This is a genomic window from Spongiimicrobium sp. 3-5 (assembly GCF_046557915.1).
In the GTDB taxonomy this organism is placed as follows: Bacteria; Bacteroidota; Bacteroidia; order Flavobacteriales; family Flavobacteriaceae; genus JBHEBG01.
This window is the reverse complement of sequence record NZ_JBHEBG010000006.1, coordinates 87249-110945: the sequence shown is the minus strand read 5'-3', so window position 1 is coordinate 110945 and position 23697 is coordinate 87249. Positions and strand designations below refer to the sequence as shown.

18 protein-coding genes are annotated in these 23697 nt (G+C 40.5%); 9 read left to right on the top strand and 9 right to left on the bottom strand.

From position 1 onward, the window contains the following. Positions 1-9 precede the first annotated feature (9 nt). Positions 10-336, bottom strand: a complete 327-nt coding sequence (locus ACEQ81_RS17465; protein WP_411032216.1) for a winged helix-turn-helix transcriptional regulator — start codon at positions 334-336, stop codon at positions 10-12. Positions 337-493: 157 nt separating this feature from the next. Then, entirely contained in the window at positions 494-946 is a 453-nt protein-coding gene (locus tag ACEQ81_RS17460) for a YHS domain-containing (seleno)protein (protein ID WP_411032215.1), read from the bottom strand. Between the two features lie 243 nt (positions 947-1189). On the opposite strand from ACEQ81_RS17460, the gene ACEQ81_RS17455 reads away from it, so the two are divergent. The 8 genes from ACEQ81_RS17455 to ACEQ81_RS17420 all read left to right on the top strand — a co-directional run bounded on the left by ACEQ81_RS17455 (position 1190) and on the right by ACEQ81_RS17420 (position 8519). Further along, positions 1190-1882: a LysE family transporter gene (locus tag ACEQ81_RS17455; protein WP_411032214.1), complete on the top strand. Its 693-nt coding sequence runs from the start codon at positions 1190-1192 to the stop codon at positions 1880-1882. Positions 1883-1886: 4 nt separating this feature from the next. Continuing rightward, positions 1887-2372, top strand: coding sequence for a DinB family protein (locus ACEQ81_RS17450; protein WP_411032213.1), 486 nt, complete (start codon positions 1887-1889; stop codon positions 2370-2372). Continuing rightward, positions 2360-3091 (top strand): NRDE family protein, encoded by a 732-nt coding sequence (locus tag ACEQ81_RS17445; protein WP_411032212.1) that lies wholly within the window; start codon positions 2360-2362, stop codon positions 3089-3091. Before ACEQ81_RS17450 ends, ACEQ81_RS17445 begins: the two co-directional genes overlap by 13 nt. Beyond that, positions 3088-4131, top strand: coding sequence for a D-alanine--D-alanine ligase (locus tag ACEQ81_RS17440; protein WP_411032211.1), 1044 nt, complete (start codon positions 3088-3090; stop codon positions 4129-4131). The genes ACEQ81_RS17445 and ACEQ81_RS17440 overlap by 4 nt, the downstream gene beginning before the upstream one ends. Position 4132: 1 nt before the next feature. Next, on the top strand, positions 4133-4720 hold the full coding sequence (locus ACEQ81_RS17435) for a hypothetical protein (RefSeq protein ID WP_411032210.1): 588 nt from the start codon (positions 4133-4135) through the stop codon (positions 4718-4720). An 11-nt stretch (positions 4721-4731) separates the two neighbouring features. Then, positions 4732-5454 carry a hypothetical protein gene (locus ACEQ81_RS17430; RefSeq protein ID WP_411032209.1) on the top strand — a complete coding sequence of 241 codons (723 nt, stop codon included), beginning with the start codon at positions 4732-4734 and terminating at the stop codon, positions 5452-5454. 142 nt (positions 5455-5596) lie between these two features. After that, a complete protein-coding gene (locus tag ACEQ81_RS17425; protein WP_411032208.1) occupies positions 5597-6295 on the top strand; it encodes a prolyl oligopeptidase family serine peptidase in 699 nt (232 codons plus the stop codon). A gap of 121 nt (positions 6296-6416) precedes the next feature. Continuing rightward, positions 6417-8519: a thioredoxin domain-containing protein gene (locus tag ACEQ81_RS17420; protein WP_411032207.1), complete on the top strand. Its 2103-nt coding sequence runs from the start codon at positions 6417-6419 to the stop codon at positions 8517-8519. On the opposite strand, the gene ACEQ81_RS17415 is transcribed toward ACEQ81_RS17420, so the two are convergent. From ACEQ81_RS17415 to ACEQ81_RS17385, 7 genes are all read right to left on the bottom strand, one after another. Then, the gene (locus ACEQ81_RS17415) at positions 8482-11841 is read right to left on the bottom strand and encodes a VCBS repeat-containing protein (RefSeq protein ID WP_411032206.1); all 3360 of its coding nucleotides are present in this window, start codon (positions 11839-11841) and stop codon (positions 8482-8484) included. The genes ACEQ81_RS17420 and ACEQ81_RS17415 overlap by 38 nt on opposite strands. A gap of 106 nt (positions 11842-11947) precedes the next feature. Continuing rightward, entirely contained in the window at positions 11948-13666 is a 1719-nt protein-coding gene (locus ACEQ81_RS17410) for a RagB/SusD family nutrient uptake outer membrane protein (protein ID WP_411032205.1), read from the bottom strand. A gap of 11 nt (positions 13667-13677) precedes the next feature. Beyond that, on the bottom strand, positions 13678-16866 hold the full coding sequence (locus ACEQ81_RS17405) for a SusC/RagA family TonB-linked outer membrane protein (RefSeq protein ID WP_411032204.1): 3189 nt from the start codon (positions 16864-16866) through the stop codon (positions 13678-13680). Between the two features lie 429 nt (positions 16867-17295). After that, entirely contained in the window at positions 17296-18540 is a 1245-nt protein-coding gene (locus ACEQ81_RS17400; RefSeq protein WP_411032203.1) for an AGE family epimerase/isomerase, read from the bottom strand. A 173-nt stretch (positions 18541-18713) separates the two neighbouring features. Continuing rightward, a complete protein-coding gene (locus ACEQ81_RS17395; protein WP_411032202.1) occupies positions 18714-19904 on the bottom strand; it encodes a glycosidase in 1191 nt (396 codons plus the stop codon). Positions 19905-19923: 19 nt separating this feature from the next. Then, entirely contained in the window at positions 19924-21318 is a 1395-nt protein-coding gene (locus tag ACEQ81_RS17390) for an MFS transporter (RefSeq protein ID WP_411032201.1), read from the bottom strand. Between the two features lie 36 nt (positions 21319-21354). Then, positions 21355-22509 (bottom strand): glycoside hydrolase family 26 protein, encoded by a 1155-nt coding sequence (locus tag ACEQ81_RS17385; RefSeq protein WP_411032200.1) that lies wholly within the window; start codon positions 22507-22509, stop codon positions 21355-21357. Positions 22510-22710: 201 nt separating this feature from the next. Between ACEQ81_RS17385 and ACEQ81_RS17380 the strand changes: the two genes are divergently transcribed. Continuing rightward, positions 22711-23595, top strand: coding sequence for an AraC family transcriptional regulator (locus ACEQ81_RS17380; RefSeq protein ID WP_411032199.1), 885 nt, complete (start codon positions 22711-22713; stop codon positions 23593-23595). The last annotated feature ends 102 nt before the right edge of the window (positions 23596-23697 follow it).

The window sequence follows — 23697 nt, the reverse complement described above, 5'->3', positions numbered from 1 at the left end:
TATAGATTTTTAGTTAAAGTTTTTTGCCCAAATCTTTGCCCAGCCGCCTAAGGGTTCAATTAGTTCATACAATTCCTTTCCATGCTGTGTTAATGCGTATCCTTCCATGGTGCGCTCTATCAAATAGGAATCTTTCAGCTCTTTAAGCCTTTTGTTGAGGGTAGTAGGTGAAATAGTTTCGCAATATGCCTGTAACCCTCTAAAAGTACTAGGGCCGTTGTAGAGGTGCCAGACGATGCCCATGGCCCAACTTCGGCCAAGTAAGTCTAGAAGTGCCATAATGGGTTGTCCGGTCTTTGATCCCCGAACGGGTTTTCCTGGAATTGGTAGTGCCATATCGAAGTGTGCTACATATTTAATAGCAAAGCTACACAAAGCGTAGCATCTTGGCAAAACCGAAATGTTAAAATTTAAAACGCTGGCATACCAAACACTTACAACAACTTGGCATAGGCCATAAGGTAGGAGATCTGCACTATTGCCCGGTTAAATATCAATGCTTATCAATGATTTTCTTCCAGTTGGTATCTGCCTTTTCCTTTAATGCAGTGGCACCTTCGGAGAGCCAACTTTCCAAAGTATTGGTAGCCCTAAAATTGTAGAAGAGGTATAATTTGTTGTCTCGTATCTCGTAGGTCTCCGGATTTATCTTTACTTTCTTTCCGTTCTTTCCAATGGCATAAGCACACCAACCTCCGTATTGTGGTATGTATTTCTTGGGGTAAGACCTAAACTTGTTTAAATTGGTTTCTGAGGAAAACAAAAAATTGGCCCCCTCATAAGTATGGGCAAAACTTTGTTGCCCCTTAACGGCAGTAGAATCAAAATAAGCGACTACATCATACCCTTCGGCTACGTAACCACCTTTTACATTGAAATTTGTTTTTTGCCCTAAGGCCGAAATACTTGTAAAAATCAAGACGATAATTGCATAATATTTTTTCATGATCGCTTAGAGGTTTTGTTTACAGCACTACATTAGTATACAATTAGTCCCATTAATTACAAGGTGCTGCCATTTGCCTATCTGAACGGTCCCTGTGGCCTTGCAGGTATACTAGTTTATACGATGTGGCATGCCATAAAAAAGAAGCTTTTTAATTATTTTTTGTTAGGTTTTAATATTTAGTAGACTATTCACAGTAAGATACCCCTGCAAATTAATGGGCAGGCAATTAAGACTGGAAAAGTGAGTAGATTGGCCATTTTAGTAAATTCAAAAAGTACAGGAGATACCTATGCGCAAATTGGATTTTATGGTTTGGTTATCAGTTTTATTGGTGCATTGCCAATAGGCACCCTTAATAGTACGGCCTTCAACATAGCCGCATCACAAGGAGTTTCGGAGGCTGTATGGTTTGCTTTGGCGGCTGTGTTCGCAGAACTGCTGATTGTACGCTTTACGCTGGCAGGCAATGGTAAGATCAATTTTAGCGGTAAGGCATCAATCTATATATTGTCGTTAGCAGTTTTATTGCTGCTGTATTTATCCGTTTCCAGTTTTATGGCAGCCGAGATGGTATCGGGGCCTAACGCTAGCACTACACTTTTTCCGGCAATAAAATCGTCCATACTTCTTGGAATATTGTTAAGCTTCCTAAACCCTTTACATATACCTTTTTGGATGGGTTGGAACCGTGTGCTATGGTCTAAAAATTTGCTTCGGAACAAAACCGGATCCTATGCTTCCTACATGCTGGGAATAGGGCTGGGTACTTTGGGCGCACTAATGCTCTTTGTATATGCCGGAAAATATATTATTCAGAATTATCAACAATACAATACGATCATTGCATTTACCATGGGATGTTTGTATTTGTGTTTTTCCTTTTACCTGATTTTTCTATTGTACAAAAAAATTATAAAATCTAAAATTGATTAGAGTCATGATCAAAGCGTCGATACAGACCATTGAAGAATTTAAAGAAGTACTACTTCAGCTACCGGATGAATGCTATGCAAAGCCATGCGAAACCTTATCGAACTCCAGCATAGGGCAACATACCAGACATATCATAGAATTGTACCAGTGCCTACTACAAGGATATCATTTAAACGAGATATCCTACGATAGGCGTAAGCGAGACAAGCGTATAGAACAAGATTTGTTTTTTGCAATACAACAGCTTCAAGAAATTCAGAATTCTTTGGAGCGCCCGGACAGGGATTTACAGGTTTCCTATGATCTTCATGATAGCGAGGTAAGCCTTAAATCCAATTATTTTAGGGAAGTAATGTATAATTTAGAGCATACCATTCACCATCAGGCACTAATAAAGGTAGGTATCGGGCAATTTACAACAATGTCCCTGCCAGAATCTTTCGGAGTGGCACCATCAACCCTTCAATATAGAAATCAATGTGTACGGTAAGTTTTGTAGCCTTAGATAACGGTCAATACGTAATTACCTCTAATCGCGATGAGCATATCTCGCGCCATACCCCTGTGGCTCCTGTTACCGCAACGCACAACAATTTAAATATAACGTATCCGAAGGATCCCAAATCCGGCGGCACCTGGTTTGCAGTAAGTGAAAATGGGGTAATAGGCGTGCTGCTAAATGGGGCCTTTAGAAAACATAGGCCCAAGGGCAATTACGAAAAGAGTAGGGGGTTGGTATTATTAGAGATTACAAGCAACACAGATCCGGCACTGTTTTTAAAAACGGCAGATTTAACGCAGATAGAACCTTTTACCCTAATACTTTTCAGTGGTAGCGTATTGTTAGAGTTTAGATGGGATGGCAATCAGAAACACTTTGGGGAACTAAGCACAAAGAGAAATTACATCTGGTCTTCGGCTACTTTGTATAGTAACCAGGTGATGGAGCAGAGATCTAAATTGTTCGAAGAATTTGTAACGGGCCCGGAAGCTATTGACCCGGCCAATATCATTAAATTCCACTCCAATACCAATGAGGACCAGGAAAACGGTTTTGTAATGAACCGGAGCAACACCTTAAAAACACTAAGCATTACCCAAGCCGTTATAGACACGGAAGAAATTGGCTTACGCCATATGGATTTACTTATGCATCAGCAGCAATCCGTTGCGGTGGCGCTCAATACCATGTTTAATCAAACGCAGTGAATTTAAAACTTAAAATCCATAAGTTGTTGCATTGGGAATATTGGCCTATGGAGGCACTTTATTACCCCATATTTCCCATATGGCTCTACTATGCCATCAGGGCACGGTCGTTCTTCTTTTTTAGTGCTGCCAACCCTTCGATTAAAAACGGGGGAATGGCCATGGAATCCAAAAAGGAAATTTATGATATAATTCCGCAGCAATACATTCCCAAAACAAGGATAATACCAAAAAACACGAATTTGGATGAGATTGTGGACATTGCCAAGGACGCCGGAATAGCATTTCCTTTGATTGCTAAGCCCGATATAGGTCTAAAAGCCTTTGCCGTTTGTAAAATTGATGGGGTGGACGCGCTACGCGATTACGCTGCAAGTATTTCGGACGATTTTTTAATACAAGAGTTTATTCCATACCCAAAGGAAGTCGGTATTTTTTATGTTCGGGAGCCCGATGCCGTACAGGGCACAATTACCGGAATAGTATCCAAGGAATTTCTATCGGTCATCGGTGACGGAAAAAGTTCCATTCTAGAACTCATCAAACAAAAACCGAGAAGTTATTTCCAATTACCAAAACTAGAGACCAAATTTGGTGCCCAGGCTTTGGAACAAGTACTTAAAAAAGGAGAAAAATTTGTGTTGGTTCCTTACGGAAGTCATACACGTGGCGCTAAATTTATTGATGAGACCTTTAAACGAAATAAGCAACTGCTAGAGCATATAGATGCCATTTGCCAACAAATACCAGGTTTTTATTTCGGTAGGTTGGATATATTGTACACCTCTTTTGACGCATTATCCGCCGGCAGAAATTTTTCCATTATTGAAGTAAACGGTGCGGGTAGCGAGCCTACCCACATTTATGACCCTAAGCATTCTATTTTCTTTGCTTGGAAAGAGATAGTCAGGCATTGGAAATTACTCTATAACATAAGCGCCAAGAACTACAGAAAAGGGCATGGATATCTAAGTTTTAAGGACGGTAGGGCCATGATGAAAGCCAACAAAGCGTTGGAAGAACAGCTGAAACTTATCTGATATGACAAACGGACCAACCACCTTACTTTTAGCCCTAACCTTGCTCTGCATGTCCATGGTATATTCGCAGACAAATAATAATGATGCTACCAACAAAAGAACAGATTTGGGAATATCGTTGCAAGCTTATCCGGCAGGTATAATCCCTACCCTCAATGCAGAAAGATATCTTTCCGCAGAATCTTCTTTGGTGTTAAGAGTAGGTGCCAATTTTACGGACCGACAAGATTTTAGCGATGAAAACGATAATGAAGAAGGCTCCGGCTTTGGGGCTTCTTTCGGATATAGGAAACACTTTCCACTTTCTAAGGGAAAAATAGTGGCCGGAGTGCACACTGACCTTTGGAATCTTTGGATCGATTGGGAAGATGGCCTTAACACGCCCAACCCTAGGGCAGGTACTACATATATCCTTGTTTTACAGCCTTGGTTGGAAGCGGGTTATTTTTTTGACGTAAAAAATTCTTCTTCCCAAATTGGTATTACAGCAGGTTTTGGTAGGGAGATAAATGTAATCACCAATGGCGATGACGTAGCTCAGGATTGGATTGCCAGTATTTTGCTACACTACCAGATTACGTTAAACTAAGACTGTTATTGATGTCCTATAGCACGCACGGTCTTCTCCTTTTTGCCTTGTTTTTCATCAATAAGGCCGTATTGCAAGCACAATCTATTCCACGTCCTCCGAGCAAGCTTTTCGTCATGGAAACCTTGGATACTTTATATTTCGGGGGCTTTTCAGAAAATAAAAAGATTCCGGATGCTATTAGGCTCCAAGTGCTGACCGCCCTATCGTTTTATCCAGAATTGGCAAAGACCCGCATAATCTTCAGAATGCGAAAACGCAAGACACCCCTGGCATCTCGTCCACAGCTATGGAGCGTTTTTAAAAAAAGGAAAAATAGAACCTATATCATTACCATTAGTACAGCCTCTAACGACCAATTGTCCCCAATACTGTTAAATCAGTTACCGTTTAATGCTCAGATCGGGGTGTTGGGGCATGAGCTTGGTCATTCGGCTTATTATGATACAAAAAGCACATTTCAGTTATTGGGATTATCCTTTAAACTTTTAAGATCGAAAAATACGGATGCCTTTGAGTTTAACACCGATCGTATTTGTATAGACCATGGTTTGGGATATCAATTGTACGATTGGAGCAAATACGTACGTGAAGTTTTTCAGATAAAAGCTTGGCGAGGTGCATCCGAGGGTGCTGTAAAATTAGATACAACCTCCGTTGATCAACGCTATATGAATCCGCCCACTATAAAAAAATATATGGACCAAAACCCCATATATGCCAATATGCATTGAAATTTGAAGTAGAAACCACCAACAGTTGGGGTTTTACCCTTAAATAATAGGGTACCTCCCTAAAGATCAAGGTCCTTTTCATATATTTATAGGAATAAGTGATATCTTGCTTAACATGAACCCACGTCTTTATTTTTTTTCCTTGTCAGTCCTAGGTATTTTGTTGTTTCAGAGCTGTAGTGCACAGACGAATCTAATCCAAGATGAGGTAGAGACTGTCTCCATAGAAAAGTTGAGTTATTACCTATATTATCCGGAAGATTATGAGGATGATGTGGATGAAAAATTTGGACTGCTTTTATTTCTTCACGGTGGTGGAGATGCGGGCGATAGTCTTTCTAGAATAAAATCGAGCGGACCTCCAAAATTGATTGCCCAGGGCAAGCAATTTCCTTTTTTGATTTTGGCACCACAAAATCCTCACGAAAAAAAATGGTGGAATACCAGGGCCGTTGTGCAATTATTGGATACCGTGGTAGCCAATAACAGGGTAGATAAAAATCGAATTTATCTTACCGGATTAAGTAGGGGTGGGGGAGCTGCCTGGGAAATGGCCGTACAATACCCGGACAAATTTGCGGCAATGGCCGTAGTTTGCGGAATGACCCCGGTTCCCTATGCCGCATGGATAAACAAAGAAATGCCCATTTGGGTATTCCATGGGGAAGAAGATGCATCCATTCCCATTTCAGAATCGGAAGAAATGGTGACCCGTCTTTTAGGTATGGGGTATGATGTAAAATTTACGCGCTATCCGGGGGTAGGACACAATTCTTGGGTAAGGGCGTATAATACGGAAGAACTGTACGAATGGTTAACCGAACAGGAAAGAAAAAAATAAACCCTATTTAGGACCCAATAGGTATTTTAGGTTTTATGGCCCTTGGATAACCTTAACATACTTTTACTGCTATTTATAGTATTTTAGCCCAGAATAATTTTTTAAGAACCCACTAATTGGTATGCGCCGGAACACAAAATCCCTACTGACATTACTTTTCTTTACTTCATTACTTTTTCTTTCTTGCAAGCAGGAGGAAAAAAAGCATTCCGAACATAAGTTTACCAATGCTTTAATAGATGAAACCAGCCCATATTTATTGCAGCATGCTCACAACCCTGTGGATTGGAGACCTTGGAGCCAAGCGGCGTTAGATGAGGCACAAAAAGAAAATAAATTGGTATTGGTAAGCATAGGGTATTCGTCTTGTCATTGGTGTCATGTTATGGAAGATGAGACTTTTGAGGATGAGGAAGTGGCCAAAATGATGAATAAGGACTTCATCAATATTAAGGTCGATAGGGAAGAACGCCCAGATGTAGATCAGGTATATATGACGGCCATTCAATTGATCAAAGGAGATGCCGGGTGGCCGTTGAACGTAATTACGCTGCCCAACGGAAAGCCTATTTATGGGGGTACCTATCATACAAAAGAGCAGTGGCAGAAGGTATTGACGGAGATTAGTGGCCTCTATGCCAAAGACCCTGAAAAAGCCAATAGATATGCTGATATGGTAGCCAGGGGAGTGCAAGAGGTAAACCTGATACAACCCAATACGGATGATAAATTGCTTACCCAGGATGCTTTGACCACCAGCGTAGAAAAATGGAAGACGCACTGGGATTTGGAGTGGGGCGGTAACCAAGGATATCAAAAATTTATGTTACCCAATGATTTAGACTTTTTGTTGGACTATGCCGAAATTACGGGCGATAGCCAAGTGAGGGAACATGTAAGGAATACCTTGGATAAGATGGCTATGGGCGGGGTCTATGACCATATTGGAGGCGGGTTTTTTAGATATAGCATTGATGTGGAATGGAAAGTTCCCCATTTTGAGAAAATGCTTTACGATAATGCCCAACTTATAGGACTGTATTCCAAAGCCTACACCATTTTTGGAAACCCCAGATATAAAGAAATTGTACTCCAAACGGTAGCTTTTTTGGACCGGGAGATGAAAAACCCCGAAGGGGGTTATTATGCGGCCATGGATGCCGATAGCGAAGGCGAAGAGGGTAAGTACTATGTTTGGCAGGAAACCGCGTTAAAAGAGGCCTTAAAGGATGATTTTCAGCTTTTTTCCGCCTATTACAACATAAGCCCTGAAAACATTTGGGAGCACGACAATTATGTATTGCACACATCAAACAAAGATGAAGCCTTTAGTGAAACCAACGCCCTTTCCCAAACAGATCTGAACGATAAAAAGAAGACATGGAAGCGTCAGTTACTGACGCTAAGACAAAATAGGGTGGCACCGCGTATAGACGATAAAATAATTACCTCTTGGAATGCCCTTCTGATCGACGGCTTTGTAGATGCCTATAAAGCCTTTGGAAATGAAGCATTTTTAGAGAGGGCTACCTCAATTTTTGATTTTATGAGTGAAAAGAACCTGGAAGGGAATCAGCTCATACATTCTTATAAAAAGGGAGGTAGGCGCGTAGATGGTTTTTTGGAAGATTACGCCTTTTTGATCGATGCTTCCCTACAACTTTATAGTGCTACTTTGGATGCAAAGTACTTGTCTTTGGCAAATGATCTTAACGAAGTGGTAAAAACAGATTTTACCGATGCCCGTTCCGGTATGTTCAGATTTAGTAAGAGTACGGAACTCATTTCTAACATTATTAAGACCGATGATGGGGTTATACCTTCCCCCAATGGCGTAATGGCCCATAATTTGTTGCGTTTAGGGCACATATACTATGATCTTGAGGCGCAGGAACAATCCAAAAAAATGTTGTCGGCCTTAATGCCGGCAATGGAAGAGTATGCAATAAATTATTCCAATTGGAATGCCTTGTTGTTAAATACGGTTTATCCCTTCTATGAAGTTGCTGTAGTGGGCGATGGAGCCAAAAAACAACTTAAGGAATTGGCGGCCCTACATCTTCCCAATGTATTACTTGTTGGCAGTACTGCTGCTAGCGACCTTCCCTTGTTCAAAAACAGGTATGTAGATGGTGATACTTACATTTACGTTTGTAAGAACACCACTTGCAAATTACCGGTAACAACTACTGAGGCAGCGATTGAGCAATTGAAGAATTTTTAGCTCCCGGCCGGTTTATTTTAATGGTTTGCAACGAATCACTGTTTTTTGCAACTAAGAGATACTGGTCTCCCTTAACATTGATTAAGGAAATATCCTTAACATCACCGGTCGTTAGCAAGCCTGTTTTATAGCTTTCCAACGGCAGAAAGTTACCCGCACCATCTCCTTTTAGAAAAAGCCCGTTACCGGCATCGTTCCGCGGCGTTTCTACCTCAGAACTATGTAGATTACCGGCGATGATAAAATCTAGATTGGTATCGTTGTCAAAATCATCTACCAATATTTGATTAACACAAGAAATTTGCGCCATATTAGGTAAATTAATGGCATTAAGTTGGCCGTTATCATTGGCTAAATAAACGCTTGCAAAAGATTTTACCTGGTAATGCAGGGACTTTTCCAAATAAGCCTCGGTATACACGTCCTCCAAAGTTGCGGTAGAGAATGACGCGTAATCACCAAACTTTTTCTTTATCCCTGGCATTTGCTGCGAAGAACATTCGCGCCCTCGCAAAGGATACTTTTTACCTCCGTTGAAATAGCTCAATACTATATCGTTGGTTTTATTGTTGTCAAAATCATTGAAATAGATATCAAAAGTTTCATTTTCATTGGCTTTGTACTTGTAGTTAAGACCAAGGTTACCTACAATAAAATCCATATCCCCGTCCTTATCAAAATCACCTTCCTTTATGCTAAACCACCATCCTGTGGTATTTGCCAGCCCTAATTCTTCAGTGCTATTTTCAAATTTCCCTTGGATATTCTTAAACACACTTATGGGCATCCATTCACCAACAATCAAAAGATCGGTCCATCCATCTTTGTCGTAATCTGTCCATACGGCATCCGTTACCATACCCAATTGGGTTAGGGATGGGGCAATCTCTTTGGTAACGTCCACAAACTTTGCAACCTGTGGGGTGCTCCTGTTTTCTAAGATATAACTGTTGGCGGGCAAAGGATAATTGCCGGGGACCAGCCTACCGCCAACAAATAGATCTAAATCCCCATCTTTGTCAAAATCTGCACTATGCACCCGGGAACCACTTGTAATCATTATTGGCAGGGCATCTGTAGATTTCACAAAGGTGCCGTCGCCCCTGTTTAGGTATAATCGGTCTTGTAACATTTTTGAATCCGGGGAAAACTCGTTCCCCCCACTTACGATATAGATATCGTTATCACCATCGTTTTCTGCATCAAAAATATGTATGCCCAAGTCTTCATAACCGCTATCTTCTGAAATTGCTTCGATGAATTGTTTTGAGAAACCACCAGTGGCCGTCTGAAAATAAACACCTGCCTTGTTTTGGGAAGCTCCACCTACGATATAATCTTGAAGTGTATCCCCATTAAGGTCACCCACCGCTACACTGGGTCCAAACTTGGAAGTTTGATGTGGTAGCAATATCTCTTTCACAAAATCATTGTAAAAGTTTTCAATATGTAGATGGGGCACTCCAATACTGGTATCTTTTACTGTATTGAACAACGTGGTTTGAGGTTGTTTGATGGTGGTATATTCTTTTTCTGAGGCATTGGTGTAATCCAACGTTAATATTTGATTGGAGGCAATATCGGTAATGTGTTGTTCTTTTGCATCTGGCCAATGCAGTACCAGGGAGTCTACTATTGTAGCACTACCCAAACCAAAATGCAACTGTGGGGCCACGGATGACTGAAACCCCCTTGTTAAGGTCATTTCCTGAAATTGCCTAGACCCATTGCTGTAAAGGGAAACCTTTGTACCTATTCCATTTGGGTTTTTGGCAGGGCCTTTTAATTTTAGCGTGATATGATTGTTCTTGGAAGCACTGGTATTTTCAAATACACTTGCATAATCGTCTATGTTATTGGTAATGATCTCTAGATCCCCGTCATTATCCAGATCTACATAAATGCAGCCGTTGGAAAAGCCTTTATGGCTAATGCCCCATTCCGAATTTGCGAGCTCAAATGTGAGGTCTCCATTGTTTCTAAACACGAAGTTGTCTATTTTTTCGGATGGAATGGCCAAGGCCTTTTCCAGAAGACTATCGCGTTTATTACGATCTTCACCAAGTTTGATAAAATAATCCCTATTGTTAATTTCCCTACGAGTTCCGTTAGATATAAAAAGATCTTTCCAACCATCGTTATCCAAATCGGCAAATAGGGGACCCCAACTCCAATCCGTGGAAGAAATACCCGCAAGGCGGGAAGTGTTGCTAAAATTGGGTATGTCATCGGCAATAATGCCAGCATTCAATTGTAGCGAGTTGTGCATGTATTGATAGTGAAACCCTGCGTTTACCGTACTCCAAAAAATGGCAGGGTTCATACTGGCCATATTGGCCTTGGCACGTCTGTTATCTTTGGCGTCCATATCTACCTGAAAAATGTCTAGTCGCCCATCATTGTTATAATCTGCTATATCCACACCCATACCGTAAAAAGAAGTTTGTTTGGTAGCTTGTTTCACCACTTCTTTAAACGTTCCGTCTTGGTTGTTTATATATAAATAATCTGGTGTGCTAAAATCATTGGAAACATATAGATCTGGCCATCCATCATTGTTTAAATCACCCGCGGTGGCACTTAGCGTAAGACCAAAAGAACGTACCCCAGCCGTATCTGTAACATTGGTAAAAATGCCATCATCATTTCTGTAAAGATGGTCGGTCTCCACATCTTTGGTGTTATCCATTTTAAAAAGATAGTAATCGTTGGGAGCGCTAAATTTGGTAGGAGGGTAGTTGGCCACATAAAGGTCTAGGTCTCCGTCCCTATCATAATCGAAAAAAGTCCCCTGTACGCTATTGCCAAGATCGGCGATCCCCAGTTCCATAGCTTTTTCCGTAAACGTATTGTTACCGTTGTTTAAGAACAGTTGGTTTCCCTTGGGTTTATATTTACCACCAACGGAACAATAAATATCTAGAAGCCCATCGTTATTGATATCAATCATGGTTGATCCTGTATACCAGCGCGAATCCCCTGCCACACCGGCATCTACGGAAATGTCCTGAAATTTCAGATTTCCTAAGTTGAGGTAGAGCTTATTGGGCACCATATTGCCCGTAAAAAAAAGATCTATAAGTCCGTCGTTGTTTATATCCCCAGCTGAAACACCTCCGCCCATATACAAATAAGAATAGGTAAAATAGTTTAAGGAATCGTTTTCTGTGAGGATATTGGAAAATGATATTCCGGTTTCTTCATGGCTTAGTTTGTTGAATGTTTTTTGTCCAGCAGTTTTCTGCTGGTTACAAGATGCCAAGGTAAAAGCCAAAACTACCATTAGGCCAATTAAAATCTTAAAAATTGCGGTATGCTTCATCACCATAAATATAACAATAAGCAAATTCTATATATTAAAAAAAGAACAGGACATCGCTACAATATCCTGTTCTTGGGCATAAACTAACTCAAACTAACTATTTAACTTAATAACCCGGGTTTTGCTCCAATACGCCCTGACTAAGATCAATGGCCTGTTGTGGTATTGGAAAAATTGCATCGGTGTCCGTATATACGGAACCTGGTAAATAGCTTCTGGTATTGTCACCGGCAACAAAGGCATTTAGTACCTCTGCCGCTTTACCTCTACGAACCAAATCGAAGAAGCGGTGGCCTTCCAATGCCGTTTCCAAACGGTATTCAAATAAAATGGCCTCTTCTGCAAAAGCTGCATCGGGGAATCCTCCGTTATCCGCATACAATCCAATAACATAATTGGCTGCATCGGAATCATCATCGTTTTTCACCCAAGTATCTGGATTGGCAGCTCTTGCACGTACCTGATCTACTAGGGTCAGTGCCGTAGCCAAATCGTTTTCTGAAGCAGCTATTTCGGCTCTCCATAATAATAATTCTGCAAACCTTATAATATTGGTGTTTATAGCATTAACCGTAGTGGCCCATCCGGTAGCCGTATTTACAGAACCGTCTTGATCTGCCCTATAAACTATCTTTTTAGAAACATAGCAACCACCGTTAGAAGGGTCTCTTGTCCAGGCCAATCCTGGAAAATCTCCCCAACCATTGAATGGTATTCCTTTTCTACCTACCGTCCAGTCCAATCTTGGATCTAGATTTCCAGGTTCTTCTATAAAGGCATCGTCATCTGGGAATCCGCTTGCGCTAGTATCGCCTGGATCTACGTTATTAATGTTTGTATCGTTGAACGTATCGAACAATGGTAGCCCGTTAGCATCCGTTTTAAAAGCGTTTACTAAATTGTGGGTAGGCTGAAAGAAACCACAGCATCCGGCCCCGATGGGGCTGTTATGTGGATGGTTCAAAATATCACCGTAGTTTCCGTTACTACTGTTATTACTTCCATCATTTACTGCATACTGAACTGCAAAAACAGACTCTAGACTGTTGTTGGTATCCGCATCAAAATTATCATGAAAGTTTACATTTAGCATGTAAGGACCGTTGTTGATTACGTCATCGAGTAAGGTTTTTGCCGCTGCATATTCCAATTGGTACATATGTGCTTTAGCCAAATAGGCTTTGGCGTTCCATGAGTTTGCACCTCCAACGCGTGCGCTTTCCACACCTAAATTATCGATCGCAAATTGAAAATCGGCTTCTATGGCAGCCCAAACATCAACCCCGATATTTGAAACACTCTCTGTAATGGTCTCATCTACAAATGGTACGTTGCCAAACATCTTTTTGGCTTCAAAATGGTAGTGCGCCCTTAAGAATCTCAGTTCACCTTGGAAGCCTGCCGCATCGGCGGCATCCAGCGTTCCACCATCAAGACCACCAGCGATGGCATTCAAGGCTGTGTTTACCCTTGCTACGCCTTCGAATATCGATGTCCATTTATAATCAACATACGAGTTGGTCACTTGTCCGTCATAGGTTTCAAATTGGGTAATCTCCGATTGGTCACCAGCATCACTACCCTTGTAGGCACCATCGGCGGCTACCTCACCATAAACCCAGTTAGAGGGTGCAGCCCGCCAAACGTTCTGATTATCCCTGTTACCATCTAACATGGCATAGGCCGCCACTACCTGTGTATTGATAAAGGTAGCGTTAAGTGGCACATCCGATCCGGATAGATCCTGAAGCGGTATGTCCAAGTCATTATTACAAGCGGAGAATAAGACCGCTGTTACGATTATTAGATTAATTACTTTTTTCATATTTTTTTTTTTTAGAATGATACATTTAAGCCCAAAATGAGAGATCTTGTAATGGGGAAGACACCACTGTCCACACCGATAGTTAAGTTTGTATTGACCGTTGGAACCAGACTGATGGAGTTTCCATCGCTAAGCCCAGTATTCCGCAAGTTTACTTCTGGATCTAGACCAGTGTAATCTGTAAGGGTCAGTAAATTTTTTCCCTGCAAGTACCATCTTATCTTGGATACACCCAATTTTTCGGTAATTGCCTCGGGAAGTGTGTAACCGATAACGATATTCTTTAATCTGGCATAAGAACCATCTTCTACATAATAAGAAGACTGAGCAGATTCCTCCGATATAATTCCTGCATCGTTTGTAAGGGCCGGTAGGCCATTACTATTAACGTAGTTTACACTTTTGGCACCTGGAAAGGTATTGAAATCCGTAAAGAACTTCAAAAAGTTGTACAAATCATTTCCTTGTGAACCTTGGATAAGTAGCGAAAAATCCAAGTTTCTATAGTTACCACTAAAGCTAACTCCATAAGTAAAATCTGGATGTGGATTTCCTATATATTCTTGTTCCCCACCATTGGCAAACTGCATTCTACCATCGGCACCGATACCTGTAAATACCTTACCGTAGAAAGATGACAAGGGTTGTCCGGCCTGGGTCCTTGTTGGGTTTTGGTCCCTTAATCTTTGACCTAGAATAAAGAAATCCGCATTGTCGGGATCTAAGACGGTTACTTCGTTGGTGTAGCCAGAAATATTAAGGCCAATGTTGTAGTTAAAACCGTCTGGGTTGTTGTTTCCATAACCCAAAGCTGCATCAAAACCTTTGTTGGTCATTTCTCCCAAGTTAGATACAATGGTGTTTACAGAACCTAAAACGGTTGGATCTCCACCCACGGCCAACAGCATATCTTCTGTTTTGGCATCGTAGTACTCAAAATCGAAGGTAAGCATATCAAACAGCCTAGAGCTAATACCTATATTTAAAGTGGTAGTAGTTTCCCATTCCAAATCTGGATTTCCTCGGTTATTTAGCCCATATCCTGTTGCCGATCCTGTATTGCTGTTAGGATAAGAAAAGAAATCCGCATTTGGGCTAAAGGTATCCGATGTTGCATTGGCGGCAATATTGCCATCATTTGCAACTACTCCATAACCTACTTTTAGCATTAAATCGGTAAACACATTGGAATCGGTCATAAATGCCTCATTGCTGATTCTCCAACCTGCACTTACAGAAGGAAAGAAACCATCTCTTTGGTCTTCGTTGAACAGTGAGGAACTATCGTAACGTAAGGTACCGCTTAGCAAATATGTGTCCTTGTATTTATAATCCACTTTTCCAAAACCTGAAAAGTAGGAAGTAATGAACCCATTACCTACGGCATTTTGGGCACCCGTACCGAACTGTAAGAACCTAATGTTCTCAACATCGTCAAAAAGGAAGCCTCCTATACTAGACTGTGTTTGTCTGAACAAATCCCTGTTGTATTCCGTTCCCAATAAAACATCAAAATCGTGTTCTCCAAAGGACTTGTTATAAGTAAGTGTGTTAAACCAAGTATAGGTTCTTCTAAGTGAAGAGTACTCAGTTAACAAATTGTTGGTAGGTGCTTCGTTCTCAAAAGAAGCTGGATCGAAGGAAGAGGTGTTCACGGACCAAAGGTCGAAACCTAGGTTGGTCTTGAAGGTTAAATTTTCAATGATATCATATTCGGCATAAAAATTTCCCAATGCCCTGAAGCTTAGGATATCATTTCCACTTTCCCTTTCGGCAACACCAATAGGGTTACGTCCGTTACCCAAACCACCTACACCAGATCCGGCAAAATTACCTCCTACGTCGCGTACAGGTATTAATGGGTTTATTCTGAATAAGGAAGCTATTGCACCATTATTCACATCGGCCCCAGGAGGAACCACTTGCTCCGAATAGGTAATGGAAACATTCTCTCCTACTCTAAACTTATCGGTAATATCAAAAGACGAATTGGTCCTTAAATTGTATCGTGTAAAATTGGTTCCCAATGCCACACCTTCTTGGTCCAACGCACCTAAAGACATAAAGAAATTGGAATCTTCCGATCCGCCACTGGCACTTACATTAAAATTTCTAGTAATGGCATTATCAAAATATTCGTCGAACCAATCCGTACCCTGTGGGTTTGCGCGGGTAATTCTGTTATCGGGAAAGCTATAGCTACTTTCGTCCGCGGTCTGCGCTCCTTGTGGAAAAAGGTAAACAGGTAGTACTGGTGTAGGGCCAGATCCATATTGTGGGTTACTCGCTACGGTACCATCATTGGCATTGGCTTCCCAAACGGCATCTGCCAATTGTTGTGGGGTTGCTAAATCGGGGTACACAGAGGAAGGAATGAAATCTACGCCTACATAGGCATCAGCGGAAAAGTTCACTTTAGAATTCCTTTTACCAGATTTCGTTGTCACAATAATTACACCGTTAGCCGCTCTGTTCCCATAAATTGCTGCAGAAGAGGCATCTTTCAGAATTTGAACGGACTCTATATCGTTCGGATTTATTTCCGTAAGTCCGGCATCGGTTGGTGTACCATCTATTATATATAAAGGATCGTTTCCGTTTATGGTACCATACCCACGTATTCTTACAATGGCACCGGAACCTGGACCTCCTTGGTTACCAACTATAACACCTGAGCTCTGCCCCTGCAAGGCTTCCTCAAAGTTTAGGGGAGCAGTAGCGGCCAGGGCCTCAGATTTTACAGTAGTTACAGAACCGGTAATGTCTCTGGTGTTTTGCGCAGAATAACCCGTAATGACCACTTCATCCAATTGGCTGGCATCTTCAATAAGGGTAATATTGATAGAAGACTGCCCGTTAACTGCCACCTCTTGGGAGGAAAACCCGATATAACTGAAAACCAGTGTGGCATTAGCATCTGCCTCAATGGAATAGTTACCATCAAAATCGGTTTGAGTACCATTTGTGGTACCTTTCACCAAGACGTTGGCACCTGGTAAAGGAGCTCCGTTAGCATCTACAACCGTACCGGTAATGGTAGCTTGTAAACTGTTGGTGAATTTCAAATTTTCAACATTCAACTCCGGACTTGCCAGGGCAAACTGTGTTCCCAGGCAAACCAGCATCGATAAAAACCCAAGGCTAAAAGAAAATGATCTTCTCCTAGGTCTTAACGAGTTACATTCATTTTTTTGATTCATAATCATCAATGTTAGTTAGTTATAATTATTTTAGTGAGTCCGTTGTTTTATATATCCATAAGCTCTATTTGCCGATAGAGAAATGTTAATAAAACGTTACGTAAGCTAATTGAACAAATGTATAGGAAAGAAGAACCAAGGCTTTATAGTATTTTGTCAATTAGTAATCAAATTATTAAATATGTGTTAAAATTTTAAGTAATTTGATAACCGAGAGGCCCATTTTATATAGATATGATCGATTTTGCACCCCTAGAACAGGGTTGGTATTATATTGACATTATTGATTCACCAAAGGTGTCGAATGTTACCATATTGCTAAGAACAAGCGAATTATGTTTAATTTTGTAGGGAGTGTGCCCTAGGGTACACTTTAAAAAACGTAAGCTGTCACGTGCAACTTCCTTAACCATTTGGAACTACCGTAATTTATACTGAGGACGGTTGAAGCTGCCTTAATATTTGAATACACCCCCTACCGTTATGATATGGACATTTCCAGGGGCCGACCTTGTTTTCGTCCGTATATGGAATTCCTTTTTGATCTACTCTAAAGTACCATTCTCCCAAGGGACGGTCTATAATTTTGGCATCGATAAATTGCCATATTTTTTTTGCGATATCCAATTGGGTATCCTTTCCCGAAATTTTCCAATTATAAATTAAACCCACAACTGCCTCTATCTGCGGCCACCAGTGTTTATCGGTATCCATTTTTGAGGTAGCCAAATCCATAGCATTAAAAACTCCGAAATCTTTATCCAATGCTTCTTCTAGAAAAGTATCGGTTACCTTTAAGGATAACTGCACCGTCTTTTCCATTAAATTTTTTTCACCAAGGATATCACATGCGTGTAGCATTAGCCATACGGCCTCAATATCGTGCCCAAAAGAGGCCTCGGTGGAGAGGCTTTTCCATTGATCCGAAAAGAACAGCTTAAAGTGATTGTTTTTACTACTGAAACGTTCATGGAATAACCGAATCAATCGGGCAAGGGCAGCACCTACTTCTTTATCCTTGCTTACCTCGTATAGGGTGGTATAGGCTTCCAGGATATGCAAATGTGTATTCATGGTAATGGGTGCATTTATGTCTTTTGGGCTTAATCTCATATCAGTAATGGGTCCCCAATCCTCATCAAAAGCTTCTATATAACCACCAATTTGGGGGCGATAAGCTTTGGTTTCCAATAAATTAAAGAGAGACATTGCCCATACAAGCACCTCGTTTTTTTTACAGTATTTAAAGTACTCCGCTAGTGCATAGATGGTAAAAGCTTGGGCATATACCTGTTTTCTGGTGTTTGTAGGCTTACCCAAATAATTAAGCTGCCAAAAAACACCATCGAATTGGGTGTCCCTGAAATTGGATTTTAAAAAGTTGTACGCACGTTTACATTCTTGGCCATAACGATTATCCCCGTAATAATTGGACGCGGCCGAAAATGTCCAGAGTATCCTGGTATTGAGGATCACACTTTTGTCCGCTTTTTCAATAACCTTGTTGTTATGGTCTATTCTGCCATGAAAACCACCATGTTCTTCGTCCTTGGTATTATTTTTCCAATAACTTAAAATGGATATCAGTTGCGTACTTACGGCGTTTATAAACTTTTGGTGCATGGGGATATTCCTGTTTTTGTAATAAGTTGTTCCGTAATCTTCTTTTGTCATTCCTTGTAACCACGGCGCCCTTTGAAACTTTTCAAAAGGCGCTTTTTAGGTAATGTATAGAGCTTTAAGTGCCTTCTTGGCACTAAAACCATTCCTTGGTATTTTTTGGGAATTGCCCTTCCCATTTTGCAAATACCTAAACAATAAAATAACTAAACTAATTGAACATTACACTAATAAAATCCTCTGTTACTCTCTATTAGATTTAAAATATTTTCGACGGAAGCGGTAGAGGAGAGTCTGTCTTCCGGGGTGTTTTTGCAATAATCCAGCAAAATATCTATTGTGGATGTGGCAACATGCATTCGGGTATCCGATGATGCGTAGTAGATAAATACTTTTCCATCCTCATCTACTATCCATCCGTTTGCAAACAATACATTGCCTACATCACCAATGATTTCGTCATTACTAGGGGCCATAAGATATCCTCCCGGTTGGTGTATTACTTTGGTAATGTCATTAAGATCTGTGACAAACATATAAAGCACATAACGAAGTCCGGCGGCTGTATTCCTTACGGCATGGGCCAAATGTAACCATCCGTCCTTGGTTTTTATCGGTGATGGCCCCTGACCGTTTTTCAGTTCATAAACGGTATGATATTTTTTTGGGTTGATGATTATCTCGCCTTCTACAACAGGATTCCGCATATCGGAAATATACCCCAATCCTATGCCTCCGCCAGAGCCAGTTTCGATAAACCCATCTTGTGGCCTTGTATAGACTGCGTATTTTCCATTTACAAATTCTGGGTGTAATGTAACGTTGCGTTGTTGTTTGGAAGAAGAAACCAGGTCTGGTAGCCTTTCCCATTGTTTAAGATCTTTTGAACGTATTATTCCGGCATTGGCCACTGCCGATGATGTATCGCCACTGGGCGAATCCGGATCTTTCCTTTCCGTACAAAAAATACCATAGATAAAACCATCTTCATGGGTCACCAACCGCATATCGTAGGTGTTTACATCTGGAATTTCATTTTGGGGCAACACCAAAGGTTTATCCCAAAACTTAAAATTATCTATGCCATTAGGGCTTTCCGCAAAGGCGAAGTACGATTTTCTATCGCTACCTTCCACGCGCACTACCAGAACATATTTATTGTCCCATTTTATAGCCCCGGCGTTAAAAGCGGCATTAACGCCTATGCGTTCCAATCCTAGCGGGTTGGTATTAGGATTTAGGTCATAACGCCAATGTAATGGAATATGGGCCGCCGTAATAATTGGGTGCACATATCTTTTAAATATACCATTTATATGGGGTTTGGCTATATTGGCTTTAGTACACAGGGTATCATATTCTTTCAACAGTTTTTCAAATCGGATTTCCGTTTGCTGTAATGTTAAGGGTCGAGTCATAAAAATTATAATAAAAAAATTATTGTTCTTGTGATCTTCTATGTAATAAGTCCGTATTTATTTTTTGCATAAAGGCATCATCTAATTTGTAGAACAAAATGAATATTGCAGATATTAGAGCGCCGGCCGCAGGCAAGAAACTAAGCATCATTCGTATTCCGGTTTTAGCTTCTTCGGTTTGTACCATATTGGCCTCAAACCCATAAAAGGCGAGCATCCAACCTGTTACCGCCCCACCAAGGGTCCAACCCATTTTTTGGGACATGGACGAGGAAGAAAATATAAGTCCGGTGGCCCTACGGCCAGTTTTCCATTCAGAAAAATCAGCAATATCTGCGTACATAGACCACAATAGCGGAAATATTATTCCGGCGCAAATACTGATCAAAAATTGAAAGGTAAATATGAGGGTTAAATGGTCTTCCCTAAACCAGAAAAAGATACAACTGAATACAGTAGCCAGAATCATGGCAAAAAGAAAGGTTTTCTTTTTGCCTAACCTGTCGGATATGGGTTTGGCAAGTATTACCCCAACAATGTTGGCTGCCTGTCCCAATACAAGGTATAGTGTACTGAAGGTTATGGAAATACCAACAACCGGTAAAAGGAAGGCTTCTTGATCCACAAAATAATATTTAAAATAATAGATGGCAGAACCATCCCTGAGGGAGTTAAAAATTAGGGTGGCTACACCAGCTCCCAATAAGATAAACCATGGTTTATTTGATGCTAAATTTTTAAGATCTTCCTTTAATGAGGTCTTCTGTTGTTTAGGAGGGGTTATCCTTTCTTTGGTAAAATAGAAGGTGCCATAGAAGAAAACTGCTGCAATGATCGCGTAGATGATCATGGTATACTGCCAACCCCGCGTGGCGTCGGTTTCTCCATTTGCAGTTTGGCTGAAATAGCTTACCAAGGGTTCGGCGGTCGCTAGCACCAATATACTCCCGGCAAACGCAAAAATAAATCTGTATGAGGCCAAGGACGTACGGTCTTTTAGGTTAGAGGTCATTACCCCTAATAAGGAGGCGTAAGGAACGTTTACGGCCGTATAGATTATCATCATTAAGCAATAGGTAACATAGGCGTAAACAATTTTGGAATTTGTGCTCAGCTCGGGGGTGGTAAACGTAAGTACCCCAATTATTCCAAAAGGTATGGCCATCCAAAGCAGGTAGGGTCTAAACTTTCCCCATTTGGTATTTGTCCTATCCGCAATAATACCCATTATGGGGTCGTTGGCCCCATCAAAAATTCGTGTAATAAGGAACATAGTACCTACAACAGCAGCAGAAATACCAAAAACATCTGTATAGAAATAGAGCAGATAAACAGAAAACATCTTCCAGAACATGGAGGAAGCAAAATCGCCATATCCGTAACCCAGTTTTTCTTTAAGTTTTAATTTTTCCATGACATTATTTCTACTTTCAAAGCTATGGTCTGGTTGTTATCTAATTTTCTTGATGTCCTTTAAAAAAAGAACATGGGGAAGATTCTTAAAAGTAACAAAGTCTTCACTACTTCCTTGGCCCGTGAAAGGTGCAAAATAATGATTTGGCCATGCATTTCTCCAAAAAAGGGCCCATGCAATACCGGTACCACCTATTTCCTTATCCAAGACTTGGGTCCACCAATTGGGAATGGGGATCATATTTAAACCACTTTCTGTAAGTGCGTAGGGCATCTTTTTATCGGTCGCAACTTTTTTCAAGATGGCGAGATCCTTTTTTAGGATGGTCATAAACTCTTCGGCAGAACGTTTGTGGTATATATCTATACCCAACATATCCACAAAATTGTCTCCAGGGTAATACTTTAGATAACCTGCGCTGTCCTCTACCACATCGGGGGCATAGATATATAATAGGTTATGTACTTCATAATCGTTGGTAAGAATATCAAAAGTCTCTTGCCATAGTTTTTTATATTCCTCGGATGAGCAATGCCCTTCTCCCCACCAGAACCATGGACCGCTCATTTCATGAAAAGGTCTAAAGGCTACGGGGATGGCATTTCCGGAGGCGTCCTTAAGGTCGAGCATAAAATCGGCCACTTTCCTAAGCCAGGCCCTATATTTTTGATGTAAGGGCGCCCCTTTTAATATGGCGTATACGGCGGGGGTATGGTCCCAGGAACTTTTAAGTGAAACCGGGTTGTTCGGATGCCAGCTAATGGTAATTATTCCACCTTTTTGATGTGCCTTACGGATCAAAGTCTTCATAAGCCCAAAATTTACCGTATCCAGATTCTGTGTATGCCCCAATTCTAGGTGGCCCAACTCAAAACCATGCACTGCAGGGTGATCTCCGGTAACTTCGTTCACATCGCTCTTATATAGTTTCCCATCGTTTTTCCAACCCATGCCATAGGCTGTGGCATCCTGATGCCCAAAGGCATAACCAACTTTGGAAAGGGCGTTTATTCTATTGTAAAGGTATTTGGTTTCTTTAGTTGCCTTTGCATCTGCCAATTGGGCATCTTTTCGCATAAGTGCTGTTGTGGATTTGCAGGAAGAAACGATAAACAAAAGCAGTATTATTTTTACAAATAAAAGTCTAATTTTTTCACTTTTGGTACTTATACTTATCAATGACTCAAACATTTTTACAAAAAATATTTAACGGATTACGAAATCATAGTTATAAATACTCATAATTAGGTATATCGCTATTTTTTTTAATTATTTTTGAAATATCCTTAATAAATCGGAATATTGTCATTAGCAAATATAGTTCATGCTGTTGCTAAGAATAGATACTATTTTATCAAATCAATATCTAATAATTGCCAATAAACTATGTATATGAAAGTTGATGTCCTTAAAAAATTCCATAGGGAAATTACTCCAATGTCTGTTCAAGATAGCTTTTTTGTGATTGATCGCACTAAGGACTGCTTTGATTACCCCATTCATTATCACCCAGAACTGGAACTTAATTTTATCCATAATGGTAGCGGACTTAGAAGGGTGGTAGGGGATAGTATGGAGGAAACGGAAGATTACGAACTGGTTTTGGTGGGGCCTAGTTTGTACCATTGCTGGGAACAATACAATTGCACCAATAAAGGCATTAGAGAGGTTACCATTCAATTTCATAACGATCTTTTTACAGAATCATTTCTTAGCAAGGATATAATGAAACCTATAAAGGATATGTTTGATAGATCTGTGCATGGCATTTTGTTTTCCCAAAAGACTACCAAAAATATTGCTCCAAGGATATTGAAGGTTTCAAAATTGGATGGTATTGATTACTTTTTGGAGTTGCTTTCCATTATGTACGATTTGGCCAATTCTAGAAACCAACGCCTTTTATCAACCTTTACCGTTCAGCTCGAAAATTTTGAGAACGGTGATAAAATCAAGTTGTTATACGACTACATCCAAAAGAATTACGCTTCAAAAATTACGCTGACCGAAGTATCGGAATTGGTAAATATGAGCAACGTATCCTTTAATCGGTTTATAAAGAAAAGAACGGGTAAGACTTTTGTAGAATATCTAAACACGGTAAGAATTGGGTATGCAACCAGATGGCTCATAGAAAAGGACTTAAGTATCTCCGAAATTGCATTTATGTGCGGTTTTAATAGTATTGCCAACTTTAATAGAATATTTAAGAAGAACAAGGGCCATACACCTACCAAGTACCGACAAGATTTTTCGGGTATAAAGCGGGTGCTTTAAGAGTAGGGATTCAATTGCTTTGTTAAAAAGACGAAAAAACACCTGTACAACTAGTTATATTTCTATAAGAATCCAATTATTCTGTCAATTTCATATATTTTT

Bases quoted from the DNA above. Each gene is read 5' to 3' on its own strand.
- ACEQ81_RS17380 (WP_411032199.1), top strand. From the start codon at position 22,711: ATGAAAGTTGATGTCCTTAAAAAATTCCATAGGGAAATTACTCCAATG.
- ACEQ81_RS17385 (WP_411032200.1), bottom strand. From the start codon at position 22,509: ATGTTTGAGTCATTGATAAGTATAAGTACCAAAAGTGAAAAAATTAGA.
- ACEQ81_RS17450 (WP_411032213.1), top strand. From the start codon at position 1,887: ATGATCAAAGCGTCGATACAGACCATTGAAGAATTTAAAGAAGTACTA.
- ACEQ81_RS17460 (WP_411032215.1), bottom strand. From the start codon at position 946: ATGAAAAAATATTATGCAATTATCGTCTTGATTTTTACAAGTATTTCG.
- ACEQ81_RS17410 (WP_411032205.1), bottom strand. From the start codon at position 13,666: ATGAAAAAAGTAATTAATCTAATAATCGTAACAGCGGTCTTATTCTCC.
- ACEQ81_RS17415 (WP_411032206.1), bottom strand. From the start codon at position 11,841: ATGAAGCATACCGCAATTTTTAAGATTTTAATTGGCCTAATGGTAGTT.
- ACEQ81_RS17400 (WP_411032203.1), bottom strand. From the start codon at position 18,540: ATGACAAAAGAAGATTACGGAACAACTTATTACAAAAACAGGAATATC.
- ACEQ81_RS17465 (WP_411032216.1), bottom strand. From the start codon at position 336: ATGGCACTACCAATTCCAGGAAAACCCGTTCGGGGATCAAAGACCGGA.
- ACEQ81_RS17435 (WP_411032210.1), top strand. From the start codon at position 4,133: ATGACAAACGGACCAACCACCTTACTTTTAGCCCTAACCTTGCTCTGC.
- ACEQ81_RS17420 (WP_411032207.1), top strand. From the start codon at position 6,417: ATGCGCCGGAACACAAAATCCCTACTGACATTACTTTTCTTTACTTCA.
- ACEQ81_RS17390 (WP_411032201.1), bottom strand. From the start codon at position 21,318: ATGGAAAAATTAAAACTTAAAGAAAAACTGGGTTACGGATATGGCGAT.
- ACEQ81_RS17395 (WP_411032202.1), bottom strand. From the start codon at position 19,904: ATGACTCGACCCTTAACATTACAGCAAACGGAAATCCGATTTGAAAAA.
- ACEQ81_RS17430 (WP_411032209.1), top strand. From the start codon at position 4,732: ATGTCCTATAGCACGCACGGTCTTCTCCTTTTTGCCTTGTTTTTCATC.
- ACEQ81_RS17405 (WP_411032204.1), bottom strand. From the start codon at position 16,866: ATGAATCAAAAAAATGAATGTAACTCGTTAAGACCTAGGAGAAGATCA.
- ACEQ81_RS17445 (WP_411032212.1), top strand. From the start codon at position 2,360: ATGTGTACGGTAAGTTTTGTAGCCTTAGATAACGGTCAATACGTAATT.